Origin of the sequence: Fulvivirga ulvae, from assembly GCF_021389975.1 — a bacterium.
GTDB classification, from domain to species: Bacteria; Bacteroidota; Bacteroidia; order Cytophagales; family Cyclobacteriaceae; genus Fulvivirga; species Fulvivirga ulvae.
Map to the genome: position 1 here is coordinate 3,404,627 of NZ_CP089981.1, position 21,681 is coordinate 3,426,307.

Sequence of the window (21,681 nt, forward strand, 5' to 3'; positions counted from 1 at the left end):
ATTTAACCCTAAAGTTAAATAAGAAAGTTACTTAATTTTCAGTAAGGTTTTCTTTTAAGTAGAACTCGCAAGTCCAGTTAATAGTATTCGAAAGTGGCACAAAGTTATGATTTAGTTCGCTCTTGATCTTACTATTGTCGAAGTATATTTTGCTATTGCCTATTCGGGCCGTTTCCCGGGTTATTACAGGAGCTGAATCAGTGAATAACGATTTGATACCCTGTAAAATACGAGCCAATTTCAATAGAAACGTATTGGCCTTTATCCGGGGTGCTTTTTTATTAAATACTTTAGCGATTTTCTCAAAGAAATCCTTGATAGGGATATTATCAGCATTAACAATGTAGCGCTCGCCCGAAACTCTTTTGTTCAATAATTTAAACACAATATCAGCAACATCACGAACATCTACATAGTTCAAAACACCACTTGTATAGAATGGCTTTTCATTCCAGACATATTTGAAAAGCTTTGCGCTGCTCTTATTCCAGTCACCCGGACCTAGGATCACTGATGGGTTTATAATTACAGCACTAAGACCCTCCATAATAGCTCGCCAAACCTCAAGCTCGGCCTGGTATTTTGATTCTCCGTAATTAGTATTCCATTTAGAGTTCTCCCACTTGTTGGTTTCATCTACCTGGCCGGCATGCGTATTTCTGCCCAGTGCGGCCACGGAGCTTACATGAATAAAGTACTTGTCAGAAGATGCCAGTGTCAGATTAACGAGGTTACGGGTGCCCAGTATATTTACCTCATTCATTTTCTGGCGGTCTTTTTGGTTGTATGATACGATTGCCGCACAATGGATAATGATATCTGACTCATCCAGCACGCCGGAAAAACTCTCAGTATCAAGTATATCGCCTTTGTGCAGTGTTATTTTACCAAGTATATCCTCTAACAGGCTGAGGTCACTGGATGGGCGTACCATAGCAATAAAAGGTAACTGCTCTTTTAGCAACTTCCTGCAGATGTAACTACCCAGAAATCCATTAGCTCCGGTAACCAGGATCATATCTTAGAGTGTATAATTGATTAAAGGTAACAGTAAGGCTTTATAATAATACTTTTCGGTTCTTGATTTCTGCAAAACATCGAAATGCTTCTGGTTGTGACAGTCACTACCCAGCAGGTGAACATAGCCTGCATCCACCAGTTTTTCCGCGGTTTTCTTAACTTCTTTTGAGTAGTACCCAATGAAGGAGTTAATATTAACCTGAAACAATACGCCTCGGTCAATGAGGTCGGTCGCAACGTCAAAATTACCGTGAATATAAGTATATCTTTCAGGATGTGCCATTATCGGGTTAATCCCCCTTGATTTAGCTTCAAAAATGAACTCTTTAAGATAAAATGGTTCATTCATAAATGAAGTCTCAAAAAGCATGTAATTGTCGCCAAAAGTGAGAAATTCCTTGTTGCTGTTTTTTATGTTTTCCAGCAGTGTTTCGTCCAGGTAATATTCGGCTCCCGGCACCACTTCTATACTTAGTCCTTTTTGGTTAATGAGTGAATTGAGTTCAATGATTTTAAGCCTGATGTCGTCTTCACTATTGTTGTAAAAATCACGCATAATATGCGGTGTAGTGATAAGTTTCTGATAACCTAAGTCACTGAAGCCCTTCACTATCTTTAGTGCTTCTTCGTAGGTTTCTACACCATCGTCCAGGTCGGGCAGCAGGTGGGAGTGAACATCAGTGCGTAAGCGGTCAACCGGTTTTGCCGATTTTTTTTTGAAAAAATTAAACACGTTTGCCTAACAGTCTTTTTATAAAATTATTATCTGATTCAGATTTTTCTTCATAATAACCATAGCCGTAGCCATTTGCCCCAATATTAGACGTAGCATTTAAAACAACAGCAATATTTTTAAATTGATTTACACTGGTGAGCCTGTTTAGGGTGTTTAAGAATATTTTTCTTGAATAATGTGCCCTTACAATGTAGATGGCCAGATCAGCCTTTTTCATGGCCAAAATACCATCCGTAACCAATCCAACGGGAGGTGTGTCCAGTATGATGATGTCGTAATCATATTTCAGCTTATTGATAAGGCTGTCATACTCCCCGTTCAGCAACAATTCTGAAGGGTTGGGAGGTGTAGGTCCTGCCGGAATATAATCGAGGTTTTCTACTGTGGTTTTCTGGATACACTCTTCTATGGAGTGTTTGTTGATCAATATAGTGCTCACCCCTTTACCCGTGTATTTATCCTGAAAAGCCAGATGGACTCTTGGCTTTCTCATGTCCAGGTCAAGCAGAAGTACTTTCTTTTTAGAAAGTGCTATAATAGCTCCGAGGTTTACCGCAACGAAAGTTTTCCCTTCTCCTCCTATAGTAGAGGTAACAGATATCACACGGTCTTTCCCACCCGAAACCATAAATTCAATGTTGGTGCGTATGGATCGCAGGGCCTCACTTACCGCAGACTTTGGTTTTTTATCAATGACCAGCTGGGTCATTCCAATTTTTTCGGAAGTATTAGGAATAGAGCCCAAAATAGGAGCGCCACATAGCCTTTCTATCTCATGCACGGTGCTTATTTTGTTATGAAGAAGGTAGCGTATGCTCACAAAAACGAAACTCAGAAAAAAGCCGGCGACCAATCCTATACCATAAATTATCAATGCATTAGGGGAAATAGGCTCCTGGGGCAGAGTAGCAGATGAAAGTATTTTAAAATCAGTAGTAGTTCCGGCTTCTGCAATCTGAAACTGCGCCTTACTCTGCATCAGTGATAAGTAGAACTCTTCGTAGAGATTAAAAAACCTCTGGTTTTTATTGAATTCTGTGCTTTTTCCCGGCAGTTCCACAAAGCTGTCTTCCAGTTTCCTTTTCCTGATCATCAGGTCCTGGATTTCAGAGGTATACCTGTCAGTCAATGTTTTGAGCTGTATCTGAAGGTTATCGGTGAGGTTACCAATCTCCTGATCTTTCTTTTTAAAGGCGTAGGTAGATTCATTGTATGACAGTCTTAACCGTTCCCTTTCGCTAAGAAGGTCTGTCAGCTCGGTAAGCATATCTGAAATATATTTGGGATATACACCAAGGGAATAGTTTAAGGAGTTGAGTTCACCCTTTTTTAATTCGTTTTGTATCTGTTCTGTAGCCTCAACCTTTTTAGTGAGTTCATACCGCTGAGAGTCAAGCGCATTAATGGCAATGATGGTTTTGCGCAGGTCTTCATCCAGATCGTTGGTCCGGTTTTTTATGGTGAAATTTTCGAAATAATCTTCATAGCCTTCAAGCTGCTTCTCGATTTGTTTTAGTTCACTGTTGAGCCACTCAATTTTTTGTTTGTTCTCCTGGTTTTTTTCTTCTTCGGTGTAGTTCAGGTAGAGTGTGTCAATGGCATTTACAAGGTCTCTCGCTTTTAGCGGATTATGGTCTTTAAATGCAATACGTATCGTGTTGGCGTTCAGATTGAGGGGTTCAACCGTTAAATTCCTGCTCAGATAATTGATCTGTGCTCTTTCACTGTTTATGATAAAAAAGAAGTTGCGATCTCCCTGAGGTGCAAAAAATTCTGTGAGGTAGATGATGAATTCGATGTCAGGTGTATTGACAGGCTCACCGAATTTGTAAGTCCTGGTGTTGGAATTGGCATCATCAAAAAAGCTTATGGAGTACCTGGTATTGTCCAGTATCGTCACATAGATCTGGCGGTCAAGCAGAGAATGGTTTTTTAAGGTGTAGTCAACAATAAAGGGTGACGCTTCGAATTTTTCGTCATTTAAAACCTTGCCAGCTGTGTAATAGCTGATACTTAAGTCTACTGTTTCAATTACTTTATTGAAGAAAAGCTTCGATTTGAGAAGCTCTATTTCACCTGAAATAATATTAAGGTTTTTGTTTTCAGTGAGGCCGGTAAGCCCCAGTTCCGTAGCATCGGACTTAACATCCAGTTTTAGTTCTGACTCCGATTCATAAAGAGGTTTGGTCCATCTTATGTAAAGATAGGCACCGAGGTTGGTTACTATAAAAATAATCAGCACCCAGAGTATACTTTTTCTAAGCACGGTAAGTGCTTTTTCAAAGTCTATACCTTCTGTAGGTTTATTTATTTCAGAGTGGTTTAAAGTCTTATTTTCCAAACTAGTTAATGCTTATTAAAACAGCAATTAGCGATACAACGCTGCTCAAAGCTGATACTACAGGTCCATTTTCTCTCATAAATTCAGTAAATGGCCTTCTTATCGGCTCTACGTAAATAATATCTCCTGACCTTACTATCATATTAGACTGCCTGTAGCCTTCTATGGTACTCAGATCGATGAAGTAAGCTTCGTCATCTCTGAGCAGCCTGATATTCTGAACTTTGGCATTATTGTCTATTCCTTCGGAAAGGGCCAACACTTCGGTTATCCTTATGTTTTCGCTTTCCAGGGGAATTACATGGCCGCCAATTGCTCCCAGTACTATTACGCGTTTGTTGAGGTACCTGAGATTAACAAACGGATCCTTATAAAAAGTTGCATATTTTTCCTGTAATACCTCCTCAGCCTCTTTGATCGTCATTCCCATCAGCTTTACTTCGCCCACCATGGGTAACTTTACAAAACCATCCTGCTTTACAAGGTATTGAAGCCTGGGTCTGGCATTTTGTTCATTGAGTCGGGTTTCTCCTGCTGAAAGTGCAAAATCAGGATCAATGAGTTTTTCCCCGCTTTTGGTGAACACCTGTATATCCAGATAGTCGTTGGTATTGATAATATAATTGCTCTCTGCCTGCTGTTTTGCCTCTTCTATTTTTGATATATCCGGATTATCACCTTTTTTAAACATTATATTTTGCTTGTAGGAGCCACAGGCTGAAAAAAGCAGACATATACTTACGAGGTAGAGATAGTTATTTTTCAAAGTTTGCAAGTTAATGAACAGTTTTTATAAGGAGCTTGAGCCATTAAAATAAGCCTCAAGCAGCTTTTGTCCTTAATGGACAGCTTCATTTCTGGCTACAAATTCTGCGTATGTAGGTAGCTGAAGATCCTTTTCTGAAACTATAGGATTTTCAATGCCCCAATTGATATTTAAAGTTTCATCATTATACAATATACCTGTTTCCGAAGCTTTATTGTATATATTACTACATTTATAGTTGAATACCGAATCTTCCAGCGCGGCAAAACCATGGGCAAACCCCTCAGGTATCATTAAGCTATTATTGAGCCGGCTGTCCAGTGTACAGTAGTAAACCTTGCCGTGTGTTTCTGATCCCGGTCTCATATCCACCACTACATCCAAAACCTTTCCTGTTATGACCTTCACAAACTTGGCCTGGGCAAATGGGGCGAGTTGCATATGCAGCCCTCTGATGACACCTTTTTTTGAAAAGGATTGATTATCCTGAACAAAATCATAGTTGATGCCGTGCTCTTTAAAAACCTGTTTGCTGTAAGCTTCGAAAAAGAATCCTCGATCGTCTTCAAATATCCTGGGAAAAATTTCAACCAGTCCTTGAAAACCAGTCTCTTTAATAGTCATATGGAAAATTTTTTTAGCGCTAAAGTAAGACTCTCTGCTAACGAAGTAAAGTTTTTATATGTTTAATTCTTTTAGCGAATCGAGGTAGCGGGAGATGACAATTTCTTCACTAAACTCATTCTCTATCTTTACGCGACTATTTTTTCCGAAAAGCTCAATTTTTTGATCATCCAGATTCATCATGGCCTGCATTTTATCAGCAAGGTCTTCAGAACTTTTTAGCTTGCATAAAAAGCCATTGTAGTTATCCTGAACCACGTTATTGCACCCGGGAACATCAGTAGCCACAATAGGTTTGGCTGAGCTTGCGGCTTCAAGCAGAGTCCTGGGGGTACCTTCGCGGTAAGATGGCAATACCACACAGTCCGCATTCCTGATAAACCTTCTTACATCATCGGTTGTGCCAAGGTATTCAACGATATTACTGTTGATCCATTCGTCAATGATCTCCAGTTTAATGCCTCTTTTGTGTTTGGGATCCTTGGCGCCAAGGATCTGAAACTGGGCATCAACACCCTGGGTTTTAAGCTGTTTTATGGCATCAATATATTCGATCACTCCTTTATCGTGGATAAGCCTCGAGATAAGTAAGAATGTAAAACGCTTGTTTCTTTTAAAAGGTAGCGGGGGGAATTGCGAAAGGTTTATACCTGATCCGGGCAGTATATCGCTTATCCCCTTTTTTACCAGCTTTTCGTTAATAAAAAGCTCGTAGTCATGATTGTTTTGGAAGAACACCTTTCTGGGAAAGCGAAAGGCCACTTTGTACATGAATAATGCAATTTTAGAAACCAGGCCTTTCTGTAAAAAGACTGTTCCCAACCCGCAGACGTTGTTTATAGTTGGGATCTTCAAAAGGCTGGCAGCCAGCGTGCCATAAATGTTGGGTTTAATTGTATAATGGAGAATGACATCGGGTTTTGTTCGCTTATAGATACCGTAGAGCTCAAATATCAGGGCAAAATCTTTGATAGGATTGGCACCCCGACTGTCCATTTTGACTTTATGAAAGTCACAACCTGTATCCCTGATCCTTTTGGAGTATTCGTCCTCCGGAGCTATAACGATCACCTCGTGGTTGTTTTCACGAAGAGCCTTGATCAGGCCCATCCTGAAATTATAGACATTCCAGGAGGTGTTTAAAACTATTGCCACTTTCATAACTGCCAACTATTATTCTTTCCACTGATAATAAGTAATACTACTGGTATTTCATAGCTTTGCTTAATTATCATTATTTCCCAATTATTTATTCTGCATAAACATACAAATGTAACCATAAATTTGGCATGTTGTCATATGAACTTTACATTATATTTTGTCGGTTGATTGGTAAATGAAACATAAAAATCTCTAAATAGTATTAATATATTATATATGGACGATAAAAGCAACAAAGGAGTACTGGTTAGTGTTGCCAAAAAAGGCGAGGATGACAGGATTGTAGACGAACACCTTGACGAGCTGGCATTTCTGGCATTGACAGCTAATATAACAACTGAAAAAATATTCACACAAAAACTGGAACAGCCGGACAAGCGTACCTTTATAGGTAAGGGTAAACTTGAGGAAGTTCATGCGTTTGTGGTTGCGAACGATATTGACCTGGTGATTTTTGATGATGACCTTTCTCCTTCGCAACTAAGAAATCTTGAGAAAGATTTAAACTGCCAGATTTATGACCGCAGTTTGCTCATCCTTGATATCTTTCTTAACAGAGCCCAGACAGCCCAGGCCAAAACGCAGGTAGAATTGGCCAGGTACCAATACCTGATGCCCAGGCTGACCAGAATGTGGACTCACCTGGAAAGACAGCGTGGAGGCACCGGTACTCGTGGAGGTGCGGGTGAAAAGGAAATAGAAACAGATAGAAGGATGATCAGAAACCAGATTTCGGTACTTAAGAAGAAACTGGAAAAGATCGAAAAGCAGAATGCCGTACAGCGGAAGTCCAGGAGCAATATAGTGAGAGTGGCTTTGGTCGGGTATACCAACGTGGGCAAGTCAACCCTGATGCGGATACTGTCCAAAAGCGATGTGAAGGCCGAAGATAAGCTCTTTGCCACTGTAGATGCAACAGTTCGAAAGGTTGTGATCCATCACATACCCTTTTTGCTGTCAGACACGGTAGGTTTTATAAGGAAATTACCACATCACCTGATTGAATCTTTCAAGTCCACCTTAGCGGAGGTAAGAGAGGCTGACGTATTGCTGCATGTAGTTGATGTTTCACACCCGGCTTATGAAGATCACATAAGAGTGGTGAAGGAAACCCTTCGTGAAATTGATGCATCTGACAAACCTACAATTTATGTATTCAACAAAATTGACCTTTTGGAGAATGAAGACGAGGAACCGGTAGAAAAGATACACTCCATACATATGGAGCAGGATGATGGAAAAGTATTTGTGTCTGCCCATAAAGGAATAAACCTTGATGGCCTGAAAGATCTTATATCGAAGAAAGTCAAGAAAAGACATTACCAAATATTCCCGAACTACCTGAAAGACGAGTATTACCTGGGGCAGGAGCATGGGGAAGACTTATAAGAGCATAAATATTATTTCCATTTTCAATTTTTATCTATATTTGCATCCCCAAAACTATGGCCCCGTAGTTCAATGGATAGAATAGAAGTTTCCTAAACTTTAGATACAGGTTCGATTCCTGTCGGGGCTACGAAGAGCCGATTATCGCATGATAATCGGTTTTTTAATTTTATGTTATTGATAATCAGTGTGTTATTCATTTCTTCCACTTCGATAATTTCCCTTCTAAAACAGTGGTGATTCTGCACTATTTCATAATAAACTGAAATACAGCTAATTAAGAGGTTTGATTTCCTCGTATGGGTTGCCTAAATTTTATTAACTTTTTCTATCAATATACCCAAGGTTGGGTATTGACAAAGTTATTATACATTGATTAGCTTTAAATTTCGCTCGGAAGCGTATATATTTCTTTCGGAAAGTAGATTGTGCAGTTGGGAAATTTTTGAAAGAGATTTTGAGCGAATTGATTAAATTAAAGCGCTTGTTACACCCGATTTTGTCGTTTGTAAACGCTTTGTGATCATTAAGTATTTATTGTTCAGATCATAGTGCATGAATAGCTATATGTGAAATAACAAGCACACTGTTATATAGATATTATATGCCATTACTAGAACCATGGAAATAGAATTAGACACAGAAATAAAATTGGAGGAAAAAGATACGGCTTATATGGTTGTGTCCTATCATAGAAACTCAAGTCTTCCATCTAAATCCAGATGGACTATTTCCAGAGAGCAGGTGTAATCACCCCTGAAAATAGGACAGTTTAAAAGTAGATAACCACTTAAATTTGAACTGTTTTTATGAAAAGGAAAAGATTTTCACCCCAACTCAGATATGTAGAGTAATTAAAACATAATGACCAATCTTGAGAAATTTTTTGGAATAAAGGTACAATTCAAACAAATATTAGACCCACTAGAATTAAGCTACCTAAAGACTAAAGCTCTTAATTTGACAGCTTTAACAAACTTCAATATTGAGAATTTCTTTGTTTATGTGCATACTATGAATATTCATATTGACCATAGACATTTTGCCCATAACATGGAACTTAAAGACAGGATTAAGGAGTTAGAAGTTCAATTTTGCGTTAATCCGAAACAAGTTAGAAGAGGTCAAATCAGATTTTATAATGAAATTGCTGATATTGATTTACCAAAAGGGGTCGAGGAATCATACGGTGATACTCAATTAATCAAATATTTTCCAGGCACACTTTTAAATGATAGGAGAGTGCTTAAAACAGAATTAATAACATATATCGACAAATCACTAGTCCGAGAATCGCATAAAAAGATAAAGGTACATGTTTTGGCAATACCTCAGAAAGATTATAGAGATAAATTAAGTAAGACCAAAAGAGAAGAATTTAAAACATCAATAGATTTAAAATTCACAAAACAAGTTCAATTAACGATAAATTTTCCTACTAACGAAAGAAAATTATCTGAGCAGGAATATCATAACACATTAAAAGAACTGAATAAATTATACGAGGAATTAGAAACCCAGAATAATATTTCAAATAAGGAAGACTTAGAATTAATTCTAAATGCAATTAAAGCTTCTGAAATAAAAGACGAATCCTCACTAAAAACATATTTGAAAAATATTGGTAATGGTGCATTTAAGACAGCCAAAGAAATAGGATTGCCAATAATATTAGAATTGATGAAACAATAACTTTGCCTAACGCACAATATAAAACAGTTGGGGTTCAGTGGTTTGTGAGGGTTTTGGTTCTCGCTTCAGCTTACACGTCTGTGGACAGGAACGCGCTCCGAAAACCCAACCGTTTCATATTGTCAAATGTTAGGTTAAAATCTTACTGGCCAACTTTTCAAAAACCTCGATTGCGTTCAAATCTGCCAGTAAAAGGTTCGATATTTGTCCGCGAGGGGCTACGAAAAGCCGATTATCGTGAGATTATCGGCTTTTCTGTTTTAAATTTAGGTTCGTGAGTCCATGACCAAAGGTGAAAGTGCTTGCAAATCATCTAGGTAGCATGCAGTGTTCCACCTAAGTATTGGCGTTAATTACAATACTATGATGTAAACCTGATGAAGGCTTCGCAGTGAGCTGGGCATCTCTGATGGATTTTTATTAAATTTTTCAGAGGAAAAAACATGTTGTTTTATTGTAAGTCTGAATGGTGCGTAAATAAAAATTAATAAATTGCTGGTCAAGGGCAATTTCTATTCGAAAAATTTCAATTTTGCTATTTATAAGTATCCTTATATTTAAGTTTAGTGCCAATGCTCATTGAGAAACTTAGAAAAGCTACTGGTTCGTTACATGCCAAAACAGAAAATCTCCTTTTTGCAAATGCAAAAAGCTTCGATATGAATTGGTATGGATTCTTTCTTCGGGCAAATTTTCATTTTCACCAAGCTTACGAACCTGTAGTTACCAATACTGACTTTGCAAAGCAGCCAGAGTGGAATAATTTTGATAGAAACAAAAGTGATAAACTTTATCAGGACTTAAGTTTCCTGAAGTTTTTGCCTGAAAAACCGCTTGTCGGCAATTATTTTGAAGGCTGGAGTGAACCTCAGTTGCTTGGCGCAGCATATGTGAGTGAGGGCTCCGGGTTAGGAGGGCAGGTCATTCTTAGAAACATGATGAAGATATCTGCATTCGACGAAAAGCGCTGTGGTAAGTTTATTCATGGTCATGGTTCTTTAACCGGGGTTGCCTGGAAAGCTTTCTTAGAGCTGCTCGAAAAGGAAGGTAGGCATAACGAACACACAGTAGTGGACGGTGCAATCAGTGCTTTTGGGTTTTTTGAGACCATAATAAAGTCGTTAAGAAAAGATATGTATAACTTAGCTGACACTTAAAGCCTTAATTACAGAGACCAGATACTGATCAACAGAAGCTGGTGGGTATAGCATGAGCCACGTACTAATTTCCGGAGTTTGTCAGATTAATTATGGTAACAATTATTAGTATAGTTATATTTGAGTAAATCAAACCATCTTAATTATTTGATCCGATGACGCTAGATATTGATAAACTTAACTTCGAAAAATGCGAAGATGAACCAATACATATTCCTGAGTCAATACAAGGTTACGGTTATTTGTTTGCCTTGGATGGAGATTATGGACAAATTAAAATTGTAAGCAAGAATGTAGAAAACCTGCTAAAGGATCATAATAATATTATTGGGAGTCATTTCTTTGACCTTCTCGAAGATAAAGAGGAACTGGCTTTTCTTAAAGAGACCTATAAGCGTGCTAAAAACCAGAACACCCGGCTCCCTTTAAGGATAGGGTTTAAAGAAGAGTGCATTAAGGACGGCTGCGAAAAAACGTTTAATACTGTAGTTTATGACAGCGGCGATCTGTTTGTTATAGAATTGGAGCCTGCCGCCCAGTTTAGGGAAACATATTCTGCTGCCCATTTTTCAAAACTTTATGCTACACGAATTGCACCAAGATTCAAAACATACAAGAGTCTTGGTATGATGGCCCAGGAAATAGTAGACACCATCAAGTATATAACAAATATGGAACGTGTGGTACTATATAAATTTAATGAGGACGCCTCAGGTCATGTTATCGCGGAAGCCAAGGAAGATGATATAGAATCTTATCTGGGATTGTATTACCCGGCTTCTGACATTCCAGCTCAGGCCCGGGAGTTATACAAAAAGAATTGGGTACGGCTTACCCCTAATGTAAATCTGGACCCATCTCCCTTGATACCTTCTGCGGAGGAAAGTGGACGCCAGCCCCTTGATCTAACATTTTCAATTTTAAGAAGTTTATCTCCGATTCACCGACAATATATTCGAAACCAAGGCCTGAAGGCGTCCCTCTCAATGAGCCTCGTAACCCATGATAAGCTGTGGGGGATGATTTCGTGCCATAGCAGGAAAGTGCGTTATGTCCCTCAGGACGTTCGGCTGGAATGTGAAAATATCAGTCAGCTTTTTAGTTGGCATCTTTATGCAAAAGAAGAAGAGTTATATATACAAAGAAAGGAACAAACGGATATAGCTATCAAAGAACTTCTGGATAAAACCGATACGCAGAATCATATTGTCGATGTTTTTAAAGAAAATGAACAGGAGGTTCTGAATATTATGGATGCTGATGGCTTTATATTTCATACCGAGATGGAAACCATTGTTATCGGCACTTGTCCCGACCTGAATCTGGTACGTGATCTGTTTATTAATACCCGGAAAAAAGACAATCACCCGTTTGATGCGACAAACATTATAAAAATGGTTGATGATAAGGACAGCTTGAATGATATCAGAGGGGTATTATTTATGCCTTTGGTTGAGCATAGAAACTATTTCACCGGTTGGTTCAGAAAAGAGCACCGACAAGTACAGCGGTGGGCGGGGAGCCCTGATGAGAAAAGAGCTACCGGGTCTAAGAGAGAAAGACTTATGCCCAGAAGCTCCTTCAAGGTACATGAAAAAGTAATCAAGGATAAGAGTAAAGAGTGGGACCACCGCGATATCGTCGTGGCAGAGCGTTTCAATAAAGTGTTTATGTCATATGCGTTGGAAACCCAGGGCAGAATGCTAAAGGATATATATGACCTGGAGCTGGAAAACAAATATAAGAATGAATTTTTAGCGACACTGGCACATGAGCTTCGAAACCCTCTGACACCTATTACAGCCGGCATCGCACTACTGGAAGGAGACGAATATGATGACAGACAAAAGAAAATTATAGGAATGATAAAGCGACAGGCTGACCATATGACAACTATGATCAATGACCTGATGGATGTTTCAAGAATAACGCAGGATAAAGTACAGCTCGAAAAAAAACAGCTGGAGATTCAAAGGGTTGTTACGGATGCCGTAGAGACCTGTGAGCAAATCATAAAAGAAAAAGGGCATCAGGTCCAACTAAACCTGCCCGATGAAGCGATCTACACTATGGGTGATCCTACACGCTTGTCGCAAATCTTTGTAAATATTATTAACAATGCTGCTAAATACACGGATCATAACGGTGAAATATCTGTAACTGTAAAGCAAAAAAATAATGAGGTGTTAGTTAGTATCAAAGATAATGGCCTTGGTATTCCTGCCGATAAGATCAACTCCATATTTGATATGTTCACACAGATGGATGCCCACTCTTCCAATGCAAAAGGTGGGTTGGGTATTGGACTGACGCTTGTGAAAAAACTGGTATCCCTTCATAAAGGTGAGATATTAGCCCGCAGCAACGGAATTGGAAAAGGCAGTGAGTTTGTGGTTTTACTTCCAATAGCTCACCATGTGAGTCACAAACAAAATGAAAGTAATAACATTGACACCATTAATGAAAGAACTAAGGCGTTGATTGTAGATGATAATGAAGATGTAACAGCAACTTTGCAAATACTACTGGAATCATCAGGATTCAAAATTGAAGTAGCCTCCAGCGGAGAACAAGCCATAAAGTTATTTCCCGAGTACCAGCCGGACCTGGCCATCCTTGATATTGGCCTTCCGGATATGAGCGGGTTTGATTTGTGTAAACAATTATCTTCAAGCGATAAGGCTGTGAATACAATATTTTTTGCACATTCTGGATGGGGAAACAAGGAACAACTGCTGAAAGCTGAACAAGCAGGGTTTCATGAATATCTTATCAAACCGCTGGATATTCAAAAGTTTAAAAGCCTGTTGCTAAAGTATGCCGGACAGTAATTTTATTCTTTCCTTGATAAAGGTTGGATGGTCATGGCTTATAATATTTTTATGCTTCCTGCACTGATGCAATTGATAAATCTGAATGTAATTATAGGGTGAATTCGCTATATTAAAGTGCCTGTATACGCTGAAAAACGATCTGTGTCGGCATGCTGTGAGTACTTGGTTGATAATAAGGCTTTTAATAAAGGGAATAGTTTTGTTAAGCGGATGCTTCTTGTTAAAAAAACAGGCTCGGGTTACAAATAAAAATTGATTAATATGAAAAAGTACTTAGATGCAGAACCAGAATCTGGTAAGAAGTTTTACCAAGACTTTAATGGAAAAGGAAAAGTGGTAATGTTGAATTTGCTAAAGTATAAATCAAAGGCTGATTATTCAAATCTTGAAAACCTGCGGCCTGCTAATGAAGTTTCAGGTGAGGAAGCTTACGGTTTATACCTTAAGTATACCATGCCAGAGCTAACCAAAGCTGGAAGCAAAATATTATTTTATGGTAGCAGCAGAAATTTTCTCATCGGACCTGAAAATGAATGTTGGGATGCCGTACTTCTTGTTGAGCATGAATCTGTAGAAAGATTTATAGCATTATCACAAAGTAAAGATTATATGAAGACCGCAGGTCATCGGACTGCTGCTTTGGAAGATTCGCGGTTGCTTCCAATAAATCAAAATACACTAAACCTTTAACATAAGTAAAGCCTGGCCTCTCAACTACTGAGGGGTGTGGAAATTAAAAGTATTTTAACGAACGTTTGGTAATTAACCAAATTAATGCCATCATTGCATCATGAGGCCACCAAAGATATTAGATCAGGATTTATTAGCTGCCCTGACCTCAGTTTTCAGAGCCAGAGGGTATGAGGGAGCGAGTTTAAAAGAGCTGTCAGACGAAACAGGATTAAAAAAGGCCAGTTTGTATCACCGCTTTCCTAATGGAAAACAGGAAATGGCGGAGTCGGTTCTCGATCATATGGAGAAATGGGTTCAAGATCATATTTTCGTTGCTCTAACGGATTTGTCCGTTTTACCTGAAGAAAGACTTGAAAAAGGCCTGGTGAATATCAGAAAACTCTATGGTGGTGGAAAGGAGACCTGTATTTTTAGGGCTTTTTCAATGCAAATGGGTCTGGAGCTTTTTCAACAAAGCCTTAGCAACGGTATGAAGGGATGGATAAGTGCATTTATAGATTTAGGGCTATCATTGGCACTAACTCCCGAAGTAGCGAGAGAAATGGCCGTTCAAACGTTGATAGAGATCCAGGGCAGCCTCATCCTAAGCCAGGTGATGAATGATGAAAGTATCTTTGAGAATTCTCTACAGCTTATAAAAAGAAATTATTTATCCAGTTAAAAAATTTTTAATTTTATTTTACCGAATGTTCGGTAAAATAGAGCTCACACTAAACTATCAGATATGAACACAAAGTTTAAAACCGTTGAAATAGGTGGTATTAATATTGCCTATCGTGAAGCAGGAAATCCCAACAATCCTTGTATTGTGTTATTGCATGGTTTTCCTTCTTCCTCTCATCAGTATAGAAAAGTATTGAATCAGTTGTCAGATGATTTTTACCTTATAGCGCCGGACTACCCGGGGTTTGGCAACAGTGATTTACCTTCACCCGATGAGTATGAGTATACTTTTGATAATTTAGCCCGAACAATAAACTCATTTCTTGAGTACAAGGGGCTCACCTCTTATGCCATAATGATACAGGACTATGGCGCTCCTGTTGGTTTTAGAATTGCCACAGCCTACCCGGATAGAATTACAGCTATAATCAATCAAAACGGCAATGCTTATGAGCAGGGATTGGGCAAAGCATGGAAGGAAGTAAGAGCACTATGGAAAAACCGAAACGTAGAGACAGAAAAGGCTTTATTACCCACTTTCACACAAGACGGTCTCAAATGGCAATATACGCATGGAACCAGAAATCCGGAGCATGTTAATCCCGATACCTGGAATCTGGATTTTTTGAATCTGTCCAAACCTCATGCGCATAAGGTTAACCTGGATTTATTTTATGATTATCAAAACAACCTGAAACTTTACCCCAAATGGCAAAAATATTTGAGGGAACATCAGCCTCCTTTGCTCATTGTCTGGGGAAAGAATGATGAGTTTTTCCCTGAAAGTGGTGCCGAAGCATTCAAACAAGATGTCAGAAATATTGACTACAACATATTCGATACAGGACATTTTGCACTGGAAGAAGATGGGGATATAATTATGGAAAAAATCAAATCGTTTATGAAGAGTGTGGAGAAAACTAAATCAGCAGGCAAGGTGGCATAGTACGCTCACTCTGTATTGGCGCAAGTGTTTATGACTTGCGCTTTAAATAATCTTTGTACAACTTTAGCATATTCCGCACTACTTTTTACCAATTGATAAATCTGTCATGTTTAAACTTTAATACACTTGCCGGTATGAATGAATTGATTGAGTACATTTTACAATTTGGTAACTTAAACAGGCAGCAAATTAACCTGGTAAAAAACCAGGCAAGGGAATTGACCCTTCATAAGGATGAATTCTTTTCCAAGGCAGGAAAAATTCCAAAACAAGTTGGCTTTATTGTAGAAGGGGTAATTCGCGGTTGCTATTATAATAACCGGGGAGAGGAAATTACACGCTGTTTCATTAGCGAAAATAACCTGGTGGTTGACTATGTTAATTTCGAATCGAATATCTCTTCCTCCGAATATTTACAAGCCTGCACCGACTGTAAGCTTATCGTATTTTCAAGGCAAAATTGGGATGAGCTTTCGCTAACCATACTGGACTGGGACAATATTAAAAACAAGATGGTGCAAAGATGTATGTATCAAAAATCCAGGAAAGCACCGGTAATATCACAAGACGCCACTACGCGTTATTTAGAGTTTATGGCAAATTATCCAGCACTTATTAACCGGGTTCCGTTGACGTATATTGCCTCTTATTTAGGAGTTACGCAGCAATCCTTAAGCAGAATAAGAAGGAATATCCGTTAACCTATTTTAACATTTGGTAAACTGCCTTAGTATCAACCAAACGATCTTTGCTTGATGAATTTAAAACAAAAGAAAACAAAATGAAAAAAGCACTGATCACCGGAGCCAACAGAGGCATAGGGTATGAAACAGCAAAGCACTTACTGCAAAGAGGATTTTATGTATTCATTGGAAGCCGGCACCTGAAAAATGGCGAGGCAGCTGTTGAAAAATTGAAATCGGAAGGACTAGACCATGTAGAGGTAATACAACTGGATGTTACCAGGGAGGACTCAGTGAGAGAGGCCCGTGCAGAAATTGGCGAAAAAGTATCTACATTGGATGTACTTATTAATAATGCAGGTATCAGTGGTAACAGTCCTTATACCGCGCTCGAGGCAATTTCTGATCAGTTTATGCTTACGTTTGACACCAATGTATTTGGAGTGGCAAGAGTTACGCAGGCATTTATTGATTTGTTGCGAAATTCACCTGAGCCCAGAATCGTGAATGTAAGTTCTAGTGTAGGGTCTCTTTCCTTACAAAGTGATATCAACTGGCCAGCTTATAACTTTGCCAAATATGCAGTATATGGTGCATCAAAGGCGGCCTTAAATATGTATACAATTCACCTTGCTTATGAATTACGCGATACGGCCTTTAAGGTAAATGCCGTTTGCCCCGGTTATACAAGCACAGGATTCACGTCTTACAATGGAGGAGATGTGGAGGTAGCTGCCAGCAGAATCATCAAATATGTATTGATTAGTCAGGATGGACCTTCAGGTCAATTTTTCAGTGAAGAAACTAATCCGGAAACGGGTGAAATACCCTGGTAAATGTTTTGGTCATGAAGCCTCCTTCCCAGGGGTTTCATGTCACATGCTAACCAGCAAACCAGAGGCTTTTACTTTCCTAAATTGCCGTAAATTTAAATCCTATGAATCTATAAACCTTTGTAAACCTTACTTAAGTGTTTACATTTAGGCCCGTAATCAATAATTGTACAAAGAAACTAAGTAATAAATGAATTGGATATTATTAGTTATTGCCGGCATTTTTGAGGTTTCTTTTGCAGCTTGCCTGGGCAAAGCCAAAGAGGCTACAGGGCTTGAAGCAATCTATTGGTATTTAGGCTTTCTTATATGTTTGACTGTGAGTATGTTACTTCTTGTGAAAGTTACTCAGGAACTTCCCATCGGGACAGCTTACGCGGTTTGGACAGGTATTGGAGCCGTGGGATCGGTAATAGTTGGTATTTTGATTTTTAAAGAGCCGGCTACATTTTGGAGACTATTTTTTATTTCAACATTAATTGCATCAATTGTAGGATTGAAAATTGTTTCACATTAATAATTAACCTCATAAAATAAGCCTAAACTCTATGATCATACCTGGATCAGGCACTAAAGCCGACTACCTGGAATAATTATTAAAGAAAGCCTGCAACCTCATTTCTTTTTTCTGCATAGGCCGGATAAATTTTCTCAACAGTACATTATGGACGAAGAAGCGCAAGTGTCAAATGTGGTTAATATACATTGCTTCTTAATAGTAAATTAAAAATACTTTAAAAGATTTAAAATGTACTTTATTTACTTTGTCCTTAGTTTTTAATAAGATTTGCAGGTTAAATTAGGACTCCTGATGAAGAAACAGATAAAGCGTACATACCGGATAGGCAGGTATATCGTTTATAAAGAGACACTTATAGATTATAGAGAGAAATTTTGGACATTCCTGGGCTCTTTCTTGGGTATTGGCATTATTGCATTTATGCAAAGTGTTTACTTATCCCACTATGACAATCTGTTTTTGATAGGGTCATTTGGAGCCACCAGTGTTTTAATTTATGGTGTTATTCAAAGCCCGTTGGCTCAACCAAGGAACCTGATAGGAGGGCATGTCATCAGCGCTTTCATAGGCGTATCAGTTCTTAAAATCATGCCGGATATTATTTGGCTGACTGCGCCATTAGCCGTTTCTCTTTCAATAATGGCCATGCAGTATACCAAAACTTTACACCCTCCGGGAGGGGCCACTGCCCTAATAGCTGTTACAGGTTCGGAGAAAATAAAAGCATTAGGGTATGCATATCTTGTTTATCCTGTTTTATCAGGTGTAATTATACTTTTATCGGTAGCTATAATTGTTAATAATATGACTTCCCAGAGGAAGTATCCTGATGAAGGGAGGTTTTCCCGAACATTTAAATGGTTTATAGGCCCTATAAGAAGTGCATCAAGGAGGCTTAACAAGAATTGAGATCAGGAATAAGAGCTGACTTCTCGTTCATAAATTTTTTAGAAGAGGTTCCTTTCATATCCTGATGTCCTCATTTAGTTTAATAAATATGACCCTTCCAGGTAGATAAACAATCTTATTTCAGGAGGCGCAATGAAGCTCTTGCAGTCAGAACATCCGACCAAAGATCCCACAGGTTTTTGCCGGGACTTTTGTATATGTATGTTTTATTTTTGCCATTTGAATAAGTATGAGACCCGAACATCACTTTGTTATTTGAATTAACAGATTCAATAAAAGCGACATCATTGGTGTTGATCCCAAATCCCTGGCGATATTTTCCGTAATTATCTAAAAGATAGATACCGGTCTCCCCTGTACTCATTTGGGCTAGCCTCATCCTTTGATTTTTGTTGCTATCGGAGAACAGAATATTGGCATTGGAATCAGGGCTGGTATTTAATTCAAGTCTGATTTTACCGGCATTATCATAGAACCCGTTAAAGCCAAAACCATTAATAGTTCCTGAGCGTAATCTTATTTTCCCGTGTAAATCATATACATTGGTTATTGCGTATTCATTGGTAACTGTCGTAGAGTGTGCAGGATCTTCATCAGGGAAATAATGAGTAGTAGCAACAAAGGAATTTTCAGTATCTGTTCGCAAAACTGAACTTGAAATGCGTTTGTTTCCCAGTTCATCAAAAAGCCGGACCCTTGAGGTGCCATTGCTCGTTATACCTAGTTGAAGCCTTTCGACCATGGCATTATCATAATATCGCTCAAATATTTCTGAATCCGCCCCTGATTTAATCAGATACCTTGTTCGTTCATTATTATCCCTTATTTCAAGAGATTTACTGATAACTTTATCTACAACTAACTCATTGTTATTAAAATCAAAGTAAGTTTTATTTTTAATTTCTTCTCTCAGAGATGTTATCTCCTTTTCCAAAATATAAGATTTGGTTTTTGAAGATATCAGTTCAGCCTGCATTTCAGAAAATTTAATGTGGAGGTAGCAGGATGATCCGAGAGTACCGAGTATTAGTATGGCGACTATCGTTTTCATATTCTTTGGGGTTTAATAGCTGATACTGTAGAGAGATGGAGATAATGATCGTTAAACTAGGCCTGTAAAATGTCTATGTCAATACCCAACCTTGGGTATTTTACCTGTCAAATCGAGGTAGTGGCTCAGGGAGAATGTTTAAACAGGAAAAAAATATGATTTCACATAAACGAAATAACAATTTTATAGTGATAACAGGCGGGCCCGGAGCAGGAAAAACAACCCTGCTTCGCGAGCTGCAAAGAAAAGGTTATCGAACGATACCTGAAATAGCACGCGAATTAATAAAAGATCAAAAGGGCAACAACGGTAATGCCCTGCCCTGGAAAAATAGGGAGCTATTTAAAGACATCATGTTTGTACGATCCGTCAAAAGTTATTCAGAAGCGGATGAAAATGTGAGGGATCATACGCTTACATTTTTTGATAGAGGTTTTCTGGATTCCATCTGCTATTCGACATTAATTCAATCCGTGATTAATAACGATATGGTTCAATACGCAAATAAATGGAGGTACAACAACAAAGTATTTGTGTTACCACCCTGGCAGGAGATATTTACCAGCGACGGGGAAAGAAGGCAGGACTGGGAGGAGGCAGTTTTAACACATAAACTGATGGTAGAAACATACCATGCATATGGGTACTGCACACTGGAGGTGCCTAAAGCACCAGTCAAAGATAGGTGTGAATTTGTTATTAACGAGCTCCTCAAAGTTTAAAACGATCCACTTAGAGCTAGCATAATCAACTAACTATTGATGTATTTCCCCGGATAATAACATGGTAAAAACGTATAATAACCAGAAAATATAGGCAAAGCATCTTCATGGCAGTAGCTATATATTGTTGGTAATTTCAATCTAAACCCAACAATTATGAAAACAAACAATTATTTTATCAAATGCTTCTGTTTTATAGCAGGCCTGATGGTAACTATTTCTTGCCAGGATGAAGAAAGCCTGCTAACGGTTGAACCATCGCAAAAGCTGGATACAAAAATGGTAGAACTGATCACTCAGGATGGTCATGAGGCCAGTGACATCTATATCAAAGACGACTTTTACCGTGTAAGGGGCAGCGATATTATGTATCATAAAGATATGGCTGATAACCTTTTGCGAAATAATATAAATGAAGAACAACGTTGGCACGGGGTGCAAACCTATTATTCTCATACCCGGGACATCAGGATATATAAGGAGTCTTCTTTTCCTGAATATCTATATGGAGGCCCTTTATACTATGCCGCACAGCATTGGAGTAACATAAGCCCTAATATCAATATAGCCATCACCAACTCCCGAAGTAACGCTGACATCATTGTGTCAGGGTACTATGATAGCCGTGAATACGGATGGGCCGTAGCCTCACTGCCCACTGGTAATGGCAACGTAGGATCATGGATGTGGATCAATACCTACCAACCGCACAATCAAAGTTATGGTGATAAGGTGGGCCTGATGGTTCATGAGCTGGGACATACCCTGGGGTACAGACATACTGATCAGGGTGGAGGATACCACATTCAGGGGACACCTTATAGCGATGGGTCTTCTGTAATGAATTCCGGTGTGCCCGGAGGTTTGTGGCAATCCAATTCCGCAGGCTGGTCCGCAGGTGATAAACAGGCCATTAAGTGGGCCTATGGGCTATATTAACC

At 38.8% G+C, this 21,681-nt stretch carries 21 protein-coding genes and 1 tRNA gene; 15 read left to right on the forward strand and 7 right to left on the reverse strand.

Going from position 1 to position 21,681, the window contains the following annotated elements; all coding sequences use genetic code 11:
* Positions 1 to 31: 31 nt before the first annotated feature.
* From LVD17_RS14370 to LVD17_RS14395, 6 genes are all read right to left on the reverse strand, one after another.
* Positions 32 to 1,018: an NAD-dependent epimerase/dehydratase family protein gene (locus LVD17_RS14370; protein WP_233767811.1), complete on the reverse strand. Its 987-nt coding sequence runs from the start codon at positions 1,016 to 1,018 to the stop codon at positions 32 to 34.
* 3 nt (positions 1,019 to 1,021) lie between these two features.
* Positions 1,022 to 1,753 carry a tyrosine-protein phosphatase gene (locus LVD17_RS14375; RefSeq protein WP_233767812.1) on the reverse strand — a complete coding sequence of 244 codons (732 nt, stop codon included), beginning with the start codon at positions 1,751 to 1,753 and terminating at the stop codon, positions 1,022 to 1,024.
* Entirely contained in the window at positions 1,746 to 4,097 is a 2,352-nt protein-coding gene (locus LVD17_RS14380; protein ID WP_233767813.1) for a GumC family protein, read from the reverse strand. The genes LVD17_RS14375 and LVD17_RS14380 overlap by 8 nt, the downstream gene beginning before the upstream one ends.
* A 1-nt stretch (position 4,098) precedes the next feature.
* Positions 4,099 to 4,863: a polysaccharide biosynthesis/export family protein gene (locus LVD17_RS14385; RefSeq protein ID WP_233767815.1), complete on the reverse strand. Its 765-nt coding sequence runs from the start codon at positions 4,861 to 4,863 to the stop codon at positions 4,099 to 4,101.
* A 72-nt stretch (positions 4,864 to 4,935) separates the two neighbouring features.
* A complete protein-coding gene (rfbC, locus tag LVD17_RS14390) occupies positions 4,936 to 5,487 on the reverse strand; it encodes a dTDP-4-dehydrorhamnose 3,5-epimerase (RefSeq protein WP_233767816.1) in 552 nt (183 codons plus the stop codon).
* 54 nt (positions 5,488 to 5,541) lie between these two features.
* Positions 5,542 to 6,648 (reverse strand): glycosyltransferase family 4 protein, encoded by a 1,107-nt coding sequence (locus LVD17_RS14395; protein ID WP_233767817.1) that lies wholly within the window; start codon positions 6,646 to 6,648, stop codon positions 5,542 to 5,544.
* A gap of 216 nt (positions 6,649 to 6,864) precedes the next feature.
* On the opposite strand from LVD17_RS14395, the gene hflX reads away from it, so the two are divergent.
* From hflX to LVD17_RS14455, 13 genes are all read left to right on the forward strand, one after another.
* Positions 6,865 to 8,037: a GTPase HflX gene (gene hflX, locus LVD17_RS14400; RefSeq protein WP_233767818.1), complete on the forward strand. Its 1,173-nt coding sequence runs from the start codon at positions 6,865 to 6,867 to the stop codon at positions 8,035 to 8,037.
* Positions 8,038 to 8,095: 58 nt separating this feature from the next.
* Positions 8,096 to 8,167, forward strand: a tRNA-Arg gene (locus tag LVD17_RS14405).
* Positions 8,168 to 8,658: 491 nt separating this feature from the next.
* Positions 8,659 to 8,787, forward strand: coding sequence for a hypothetical protein (locus LVD17_RS28490; RefSeq protein WP_255702590.1), 129 nt, complete (start codon positions 8,659 to 8,661; stop codon positions 8,785 to 8,787).
* Between the two features lie 114 nt (positions 8,788 to 8,901).
* A complete protein-coding gene (locus LVD17_RS14410; protein WP_233767819.1) occupies positions 8,902 to 9,729 on the forward strand; it encodes a hypothetical protein in 828 nt (275 codons plus the stop codon).
* Between the two features lie 572 nt (positions 9,730 to 10,301).
* On the forward strand, positions 10,302 to 10,886 hold the full coding sequence (locus tag LVD17_RS14415; protein WP_233767821.1) for a biliverdin-producing heme oxygenase: 585 nt from the start codon (positions 10,302 to 10,304) through the stop codon (positions 10,884 to 10,886).
* A 155-nt stretch (positions 10,887 to 11,041) separates the two neighbouring features.
* Positions 11,042 to 13,717: an ATP-binding protein gene (locus LVD17_RS14420; protein ID WP_233767822.1), complete on the forward strand. Its 2,676-nt coding sequence runs from the start codon at positions 11,042 to 11,044 to the stop codon at positions 13,715 to 13,717.
* 264 nt (positions 13,718 to 13,981) lie between these two features.
* Positions 13,982 to 14,410, forward strand: coding sequence for a DUF1330 domain-containing protein (locus LVD17_RS14425; protein ID WP_233767823.1), 429 nt, complete (start codon positions 13,982 to 13,984; stop codon positions 14,408 to 14,410).
* A 100-nt stretch (positions 14,411 to 14,510) separates the two neighbouring features.
* Entirely contained in the window at positions 14,511 to 15,074 is a 564-nt protein-coding gene (locus tag LVD17_RS14430; protein ID WP_233767824.1) for a TetR/AcrR family transcriptional regulator, read from the forward strand.
* A gap of 63 nt (positions 15,075 to 15,137) precedes the next feature.
* Positions 15,138 to 16,022, forward strand: a complete 885-nt coding sequence (locus tag LVD17_RS14435; RefSeq protein WP_233767825.1) for an alpha/beta fold hydrolase — start codon at positions 15,138 to 15,140, stop codon at positions 16,020 to 16,022.
* Positions 16,023 to 16,156: 134 nt separating this feature from the next.
* Entirely contained in the window at positions 16,157 to 16,723 is a 567-nt protein-coding gene (locus LVD17_RS14440; protein WP_233767826.1) for a Crp/Fnr family transcriptional regulator, read from the forward strand.
* Between the two features lie 80 nt (positions 16,724 to 16,803).
* Positions 16,804 to 17,541: an SDR family NAD(P)-dependent oxidoreductase gene (locus LVD17_RS14445; protein ID WP_233767827.1), complete on the forward strand. Its 738-nt coding sequence runs from the start codon at positions 16,804 to 16,806 to the stop codon at positions 17,539 to 17,541.
* Between the two features lie 187 nt (positions 17,542 to 17,728).
* Positions 17,729 to 18,055 (forward strand): DMT family transporter, encoded by a 327-nt coding sequence (locus LVD17_RS14450; RefSeq protein ID WP_233767828.1) that lies wholly within the window; start codon positions 17,729 to 17,731, stop codon positions 18,053 to 18,055.
* Positions 18,056 to 18,349: 294 nt separating this feature from the next.
* The gene (locus LVD17_RS14455) at positions 18,350 to 18,967 is read left to right on the forward strand and encodes an HPP family protein (RefSeq protein WP_306416005.1); all 618 of its coding nucleotides are present in this window, start codon (positions 18,350 to 18,352) and stop codon (positions 18,965 to 18,967) included.
* Between the two features lie 115 nt (positions 18,968 to 19,082).
* On the opposite strand, the gene LVD17_RS14460 is transcribed toward LVD17_RS14455, so the two are convergent.
* Complete coding sequence (locus LVD17_RS14460; protein WP_233767829.1) at positions 19,083 to 20,018, reverse strand: hypothetical protein; 936 nt, start codon at positions 20,016 to 20,018, stop codon at positions 19,083 to 19,085.
* A gap of 155 nt (positions 20,019 to 20,173) precedes the next feature.
* On the opposite strand from LVD17_RS14460, the gene LVD17_RS14465 reads away from it, so the two are divergent.
* Both LVD17_RS14465 and LVD17_RS14470 read left to right on the forward strand, forming a co-directional pair.
* Complete coding sequence (locus LVD17_RS14465; protein ID WP_233767830.1) at positions 20,174 to 20,740, forward strand: AAA family ATPase; 567 nt, start codon at positions 20,174 to 20,176, stop codon at positions 20,738 to 20,740.
* Positions 20,741 to 20,896: 156 nt separating this feature from the next.
* Positions 20,897 to 21,679, forward strand: coding sequence for a zinc metalloprotease (locus tag LVD17_RS14470; protein WP_233767832.1), 783 nt, complete (start codon positions 20,897 to 20,899; stop codon positions 21,677 to 21,679).
* The last annotated feature ends 2 nt before the right edge of the window (positions 21,680 to 21,681 follow it).

What these genes read in the sequence shown, in the direction of transcription:
- LVD17_RS14370 (WP_233767811.1), bottom strand. Translation starts at nt 1,018, where the DNA reads ATGATCCTGGTTACCGGAGCTAATGGATTTCTGGGTAGTTACATCTGC.
- rfbC (WP_233767816.1), bottom strand. Translation starts at nt 5,487, where the DNA reads ATGACTATTAAAGAGACTGGTTTTCAAGGACTGGTTGAAATTTTTCCC.
- LVD17_RS14395 (WP_233767817.1), bottom strand. Translation starts at nt 6,648, where the DNA reads ATGAAAGTGGCAATAGTTTTAAACACCTCCTGGAATGTCTATAATTTC.
- hflX (WP_233767818.1), top strand. Translation starts at nt 6,865, where the DNA reads ATGGACGATAAAAGCAACAAAGGAGTACTGGTTAGTGTTGCCAAAAAA.
- LVD17_RS28490 (WP_255702590.1), top strand. Translation starts at nt 8,659, where the DNA reads ATGGAAATAGAATTAGACACAGAAATAAAATTGGAGGAAAAAGATACG.
- LVD17_RS14410 (WP_233767819.1), top strand. Translation starts at nt 8,902, where the DNA reads ATGACCAATCTTGAGAAATTTTTTGGAATAAAGGTACAATTCAAACAA.
- LVD17_RS14415 (WP_233767821.1), top strand. Translation starts at nt 10,302, where the DNA reads ATGCTCATTGAGAAACTTAGAAAAGCTACTGGTTCGTTACATGCCAAA.
- LVD17_RS14420 (WP_233767822.1), top strand. Translation starts at nt 11,042, where the DNA reads ATGACGCTAGATATTGATAAACTTAACTTCGAAAAATGCGAAGATGAA.
- LVD17_RS14425 (WP_233767823.1), top strand. Translation starts at nt 13,982, where the DNA reads ATGAAAAAGTACTTAGATGCAGAACCAGAATCTGGTAAGAAGTTTTAC.
- LVD17_RS14430 (WP_233767824.1), top strand. Translation starts at nt 14,511, where the DNA reads ATGAGGCCACCAAAGATATTAGATCAGGATTTATTAGCTGCCCTGACC.
- LVD17_RS14435 (WP_233767825.1), top strand. Translation starts at nt 15,138, where the DNA reads ATGAACACAAAGTTTAAAACCGTTGAAATAGGTGGTATTAATATTGCC.
- LVD17_RS14440 (WP_233767826.1), top strand. Translation starts at nt 16,157, where the DNA reads ATGAATGAATTGATTGAGTACATTTTACAATTTGGTAACTTAAACAGG.
- LVD17_RS14445 (WP_233767827.1), top strand. Translation starts at nt 16,804, where the DNA reads ATGAAAAAAGCACTGATCACCGGAGCCAACAGAGGCATAGGGTATGAA.
- LVD17_RS14450 (WP_233767828.1), top strand. Translation starts at nt 17,729, where the DNA reads ATGAATTGGATATTATTAGTTATTGCCGGCATTTTTGAGGTTTCTTTT.
- LVD17_RS14455 (WP_306416005.1), top strand. Translation starts at nt 18,350, where the DNA reads ATGAAGAAACAGATAAAGCGTACATACCGGATAGGCAGGTATATCGTT.
- LVD17_RS14460 (WP_233767829.1), bottom strand. Translation starts at nt 20,018, where the DNA reads ATGAAAACGATAGTCGCCATACTAATACTCGGTACTCTCGGATCATCC.
- LVD17_RS14465 (WP_233767830.1), top strand. Translation starts at nt 20,174, where the DNA reads ATGATTTCACATAAACGAAATAACAATTTTATAGTGATAACAGGCGGG.
- LVD17_RS14470 (WP_233767832.1), top strand. Translation starts at nt 20,897, where the DNA reads ATGAAAACAAACAATTATTTTATCAAATGCTTCTGTTTTATAGCAGGC.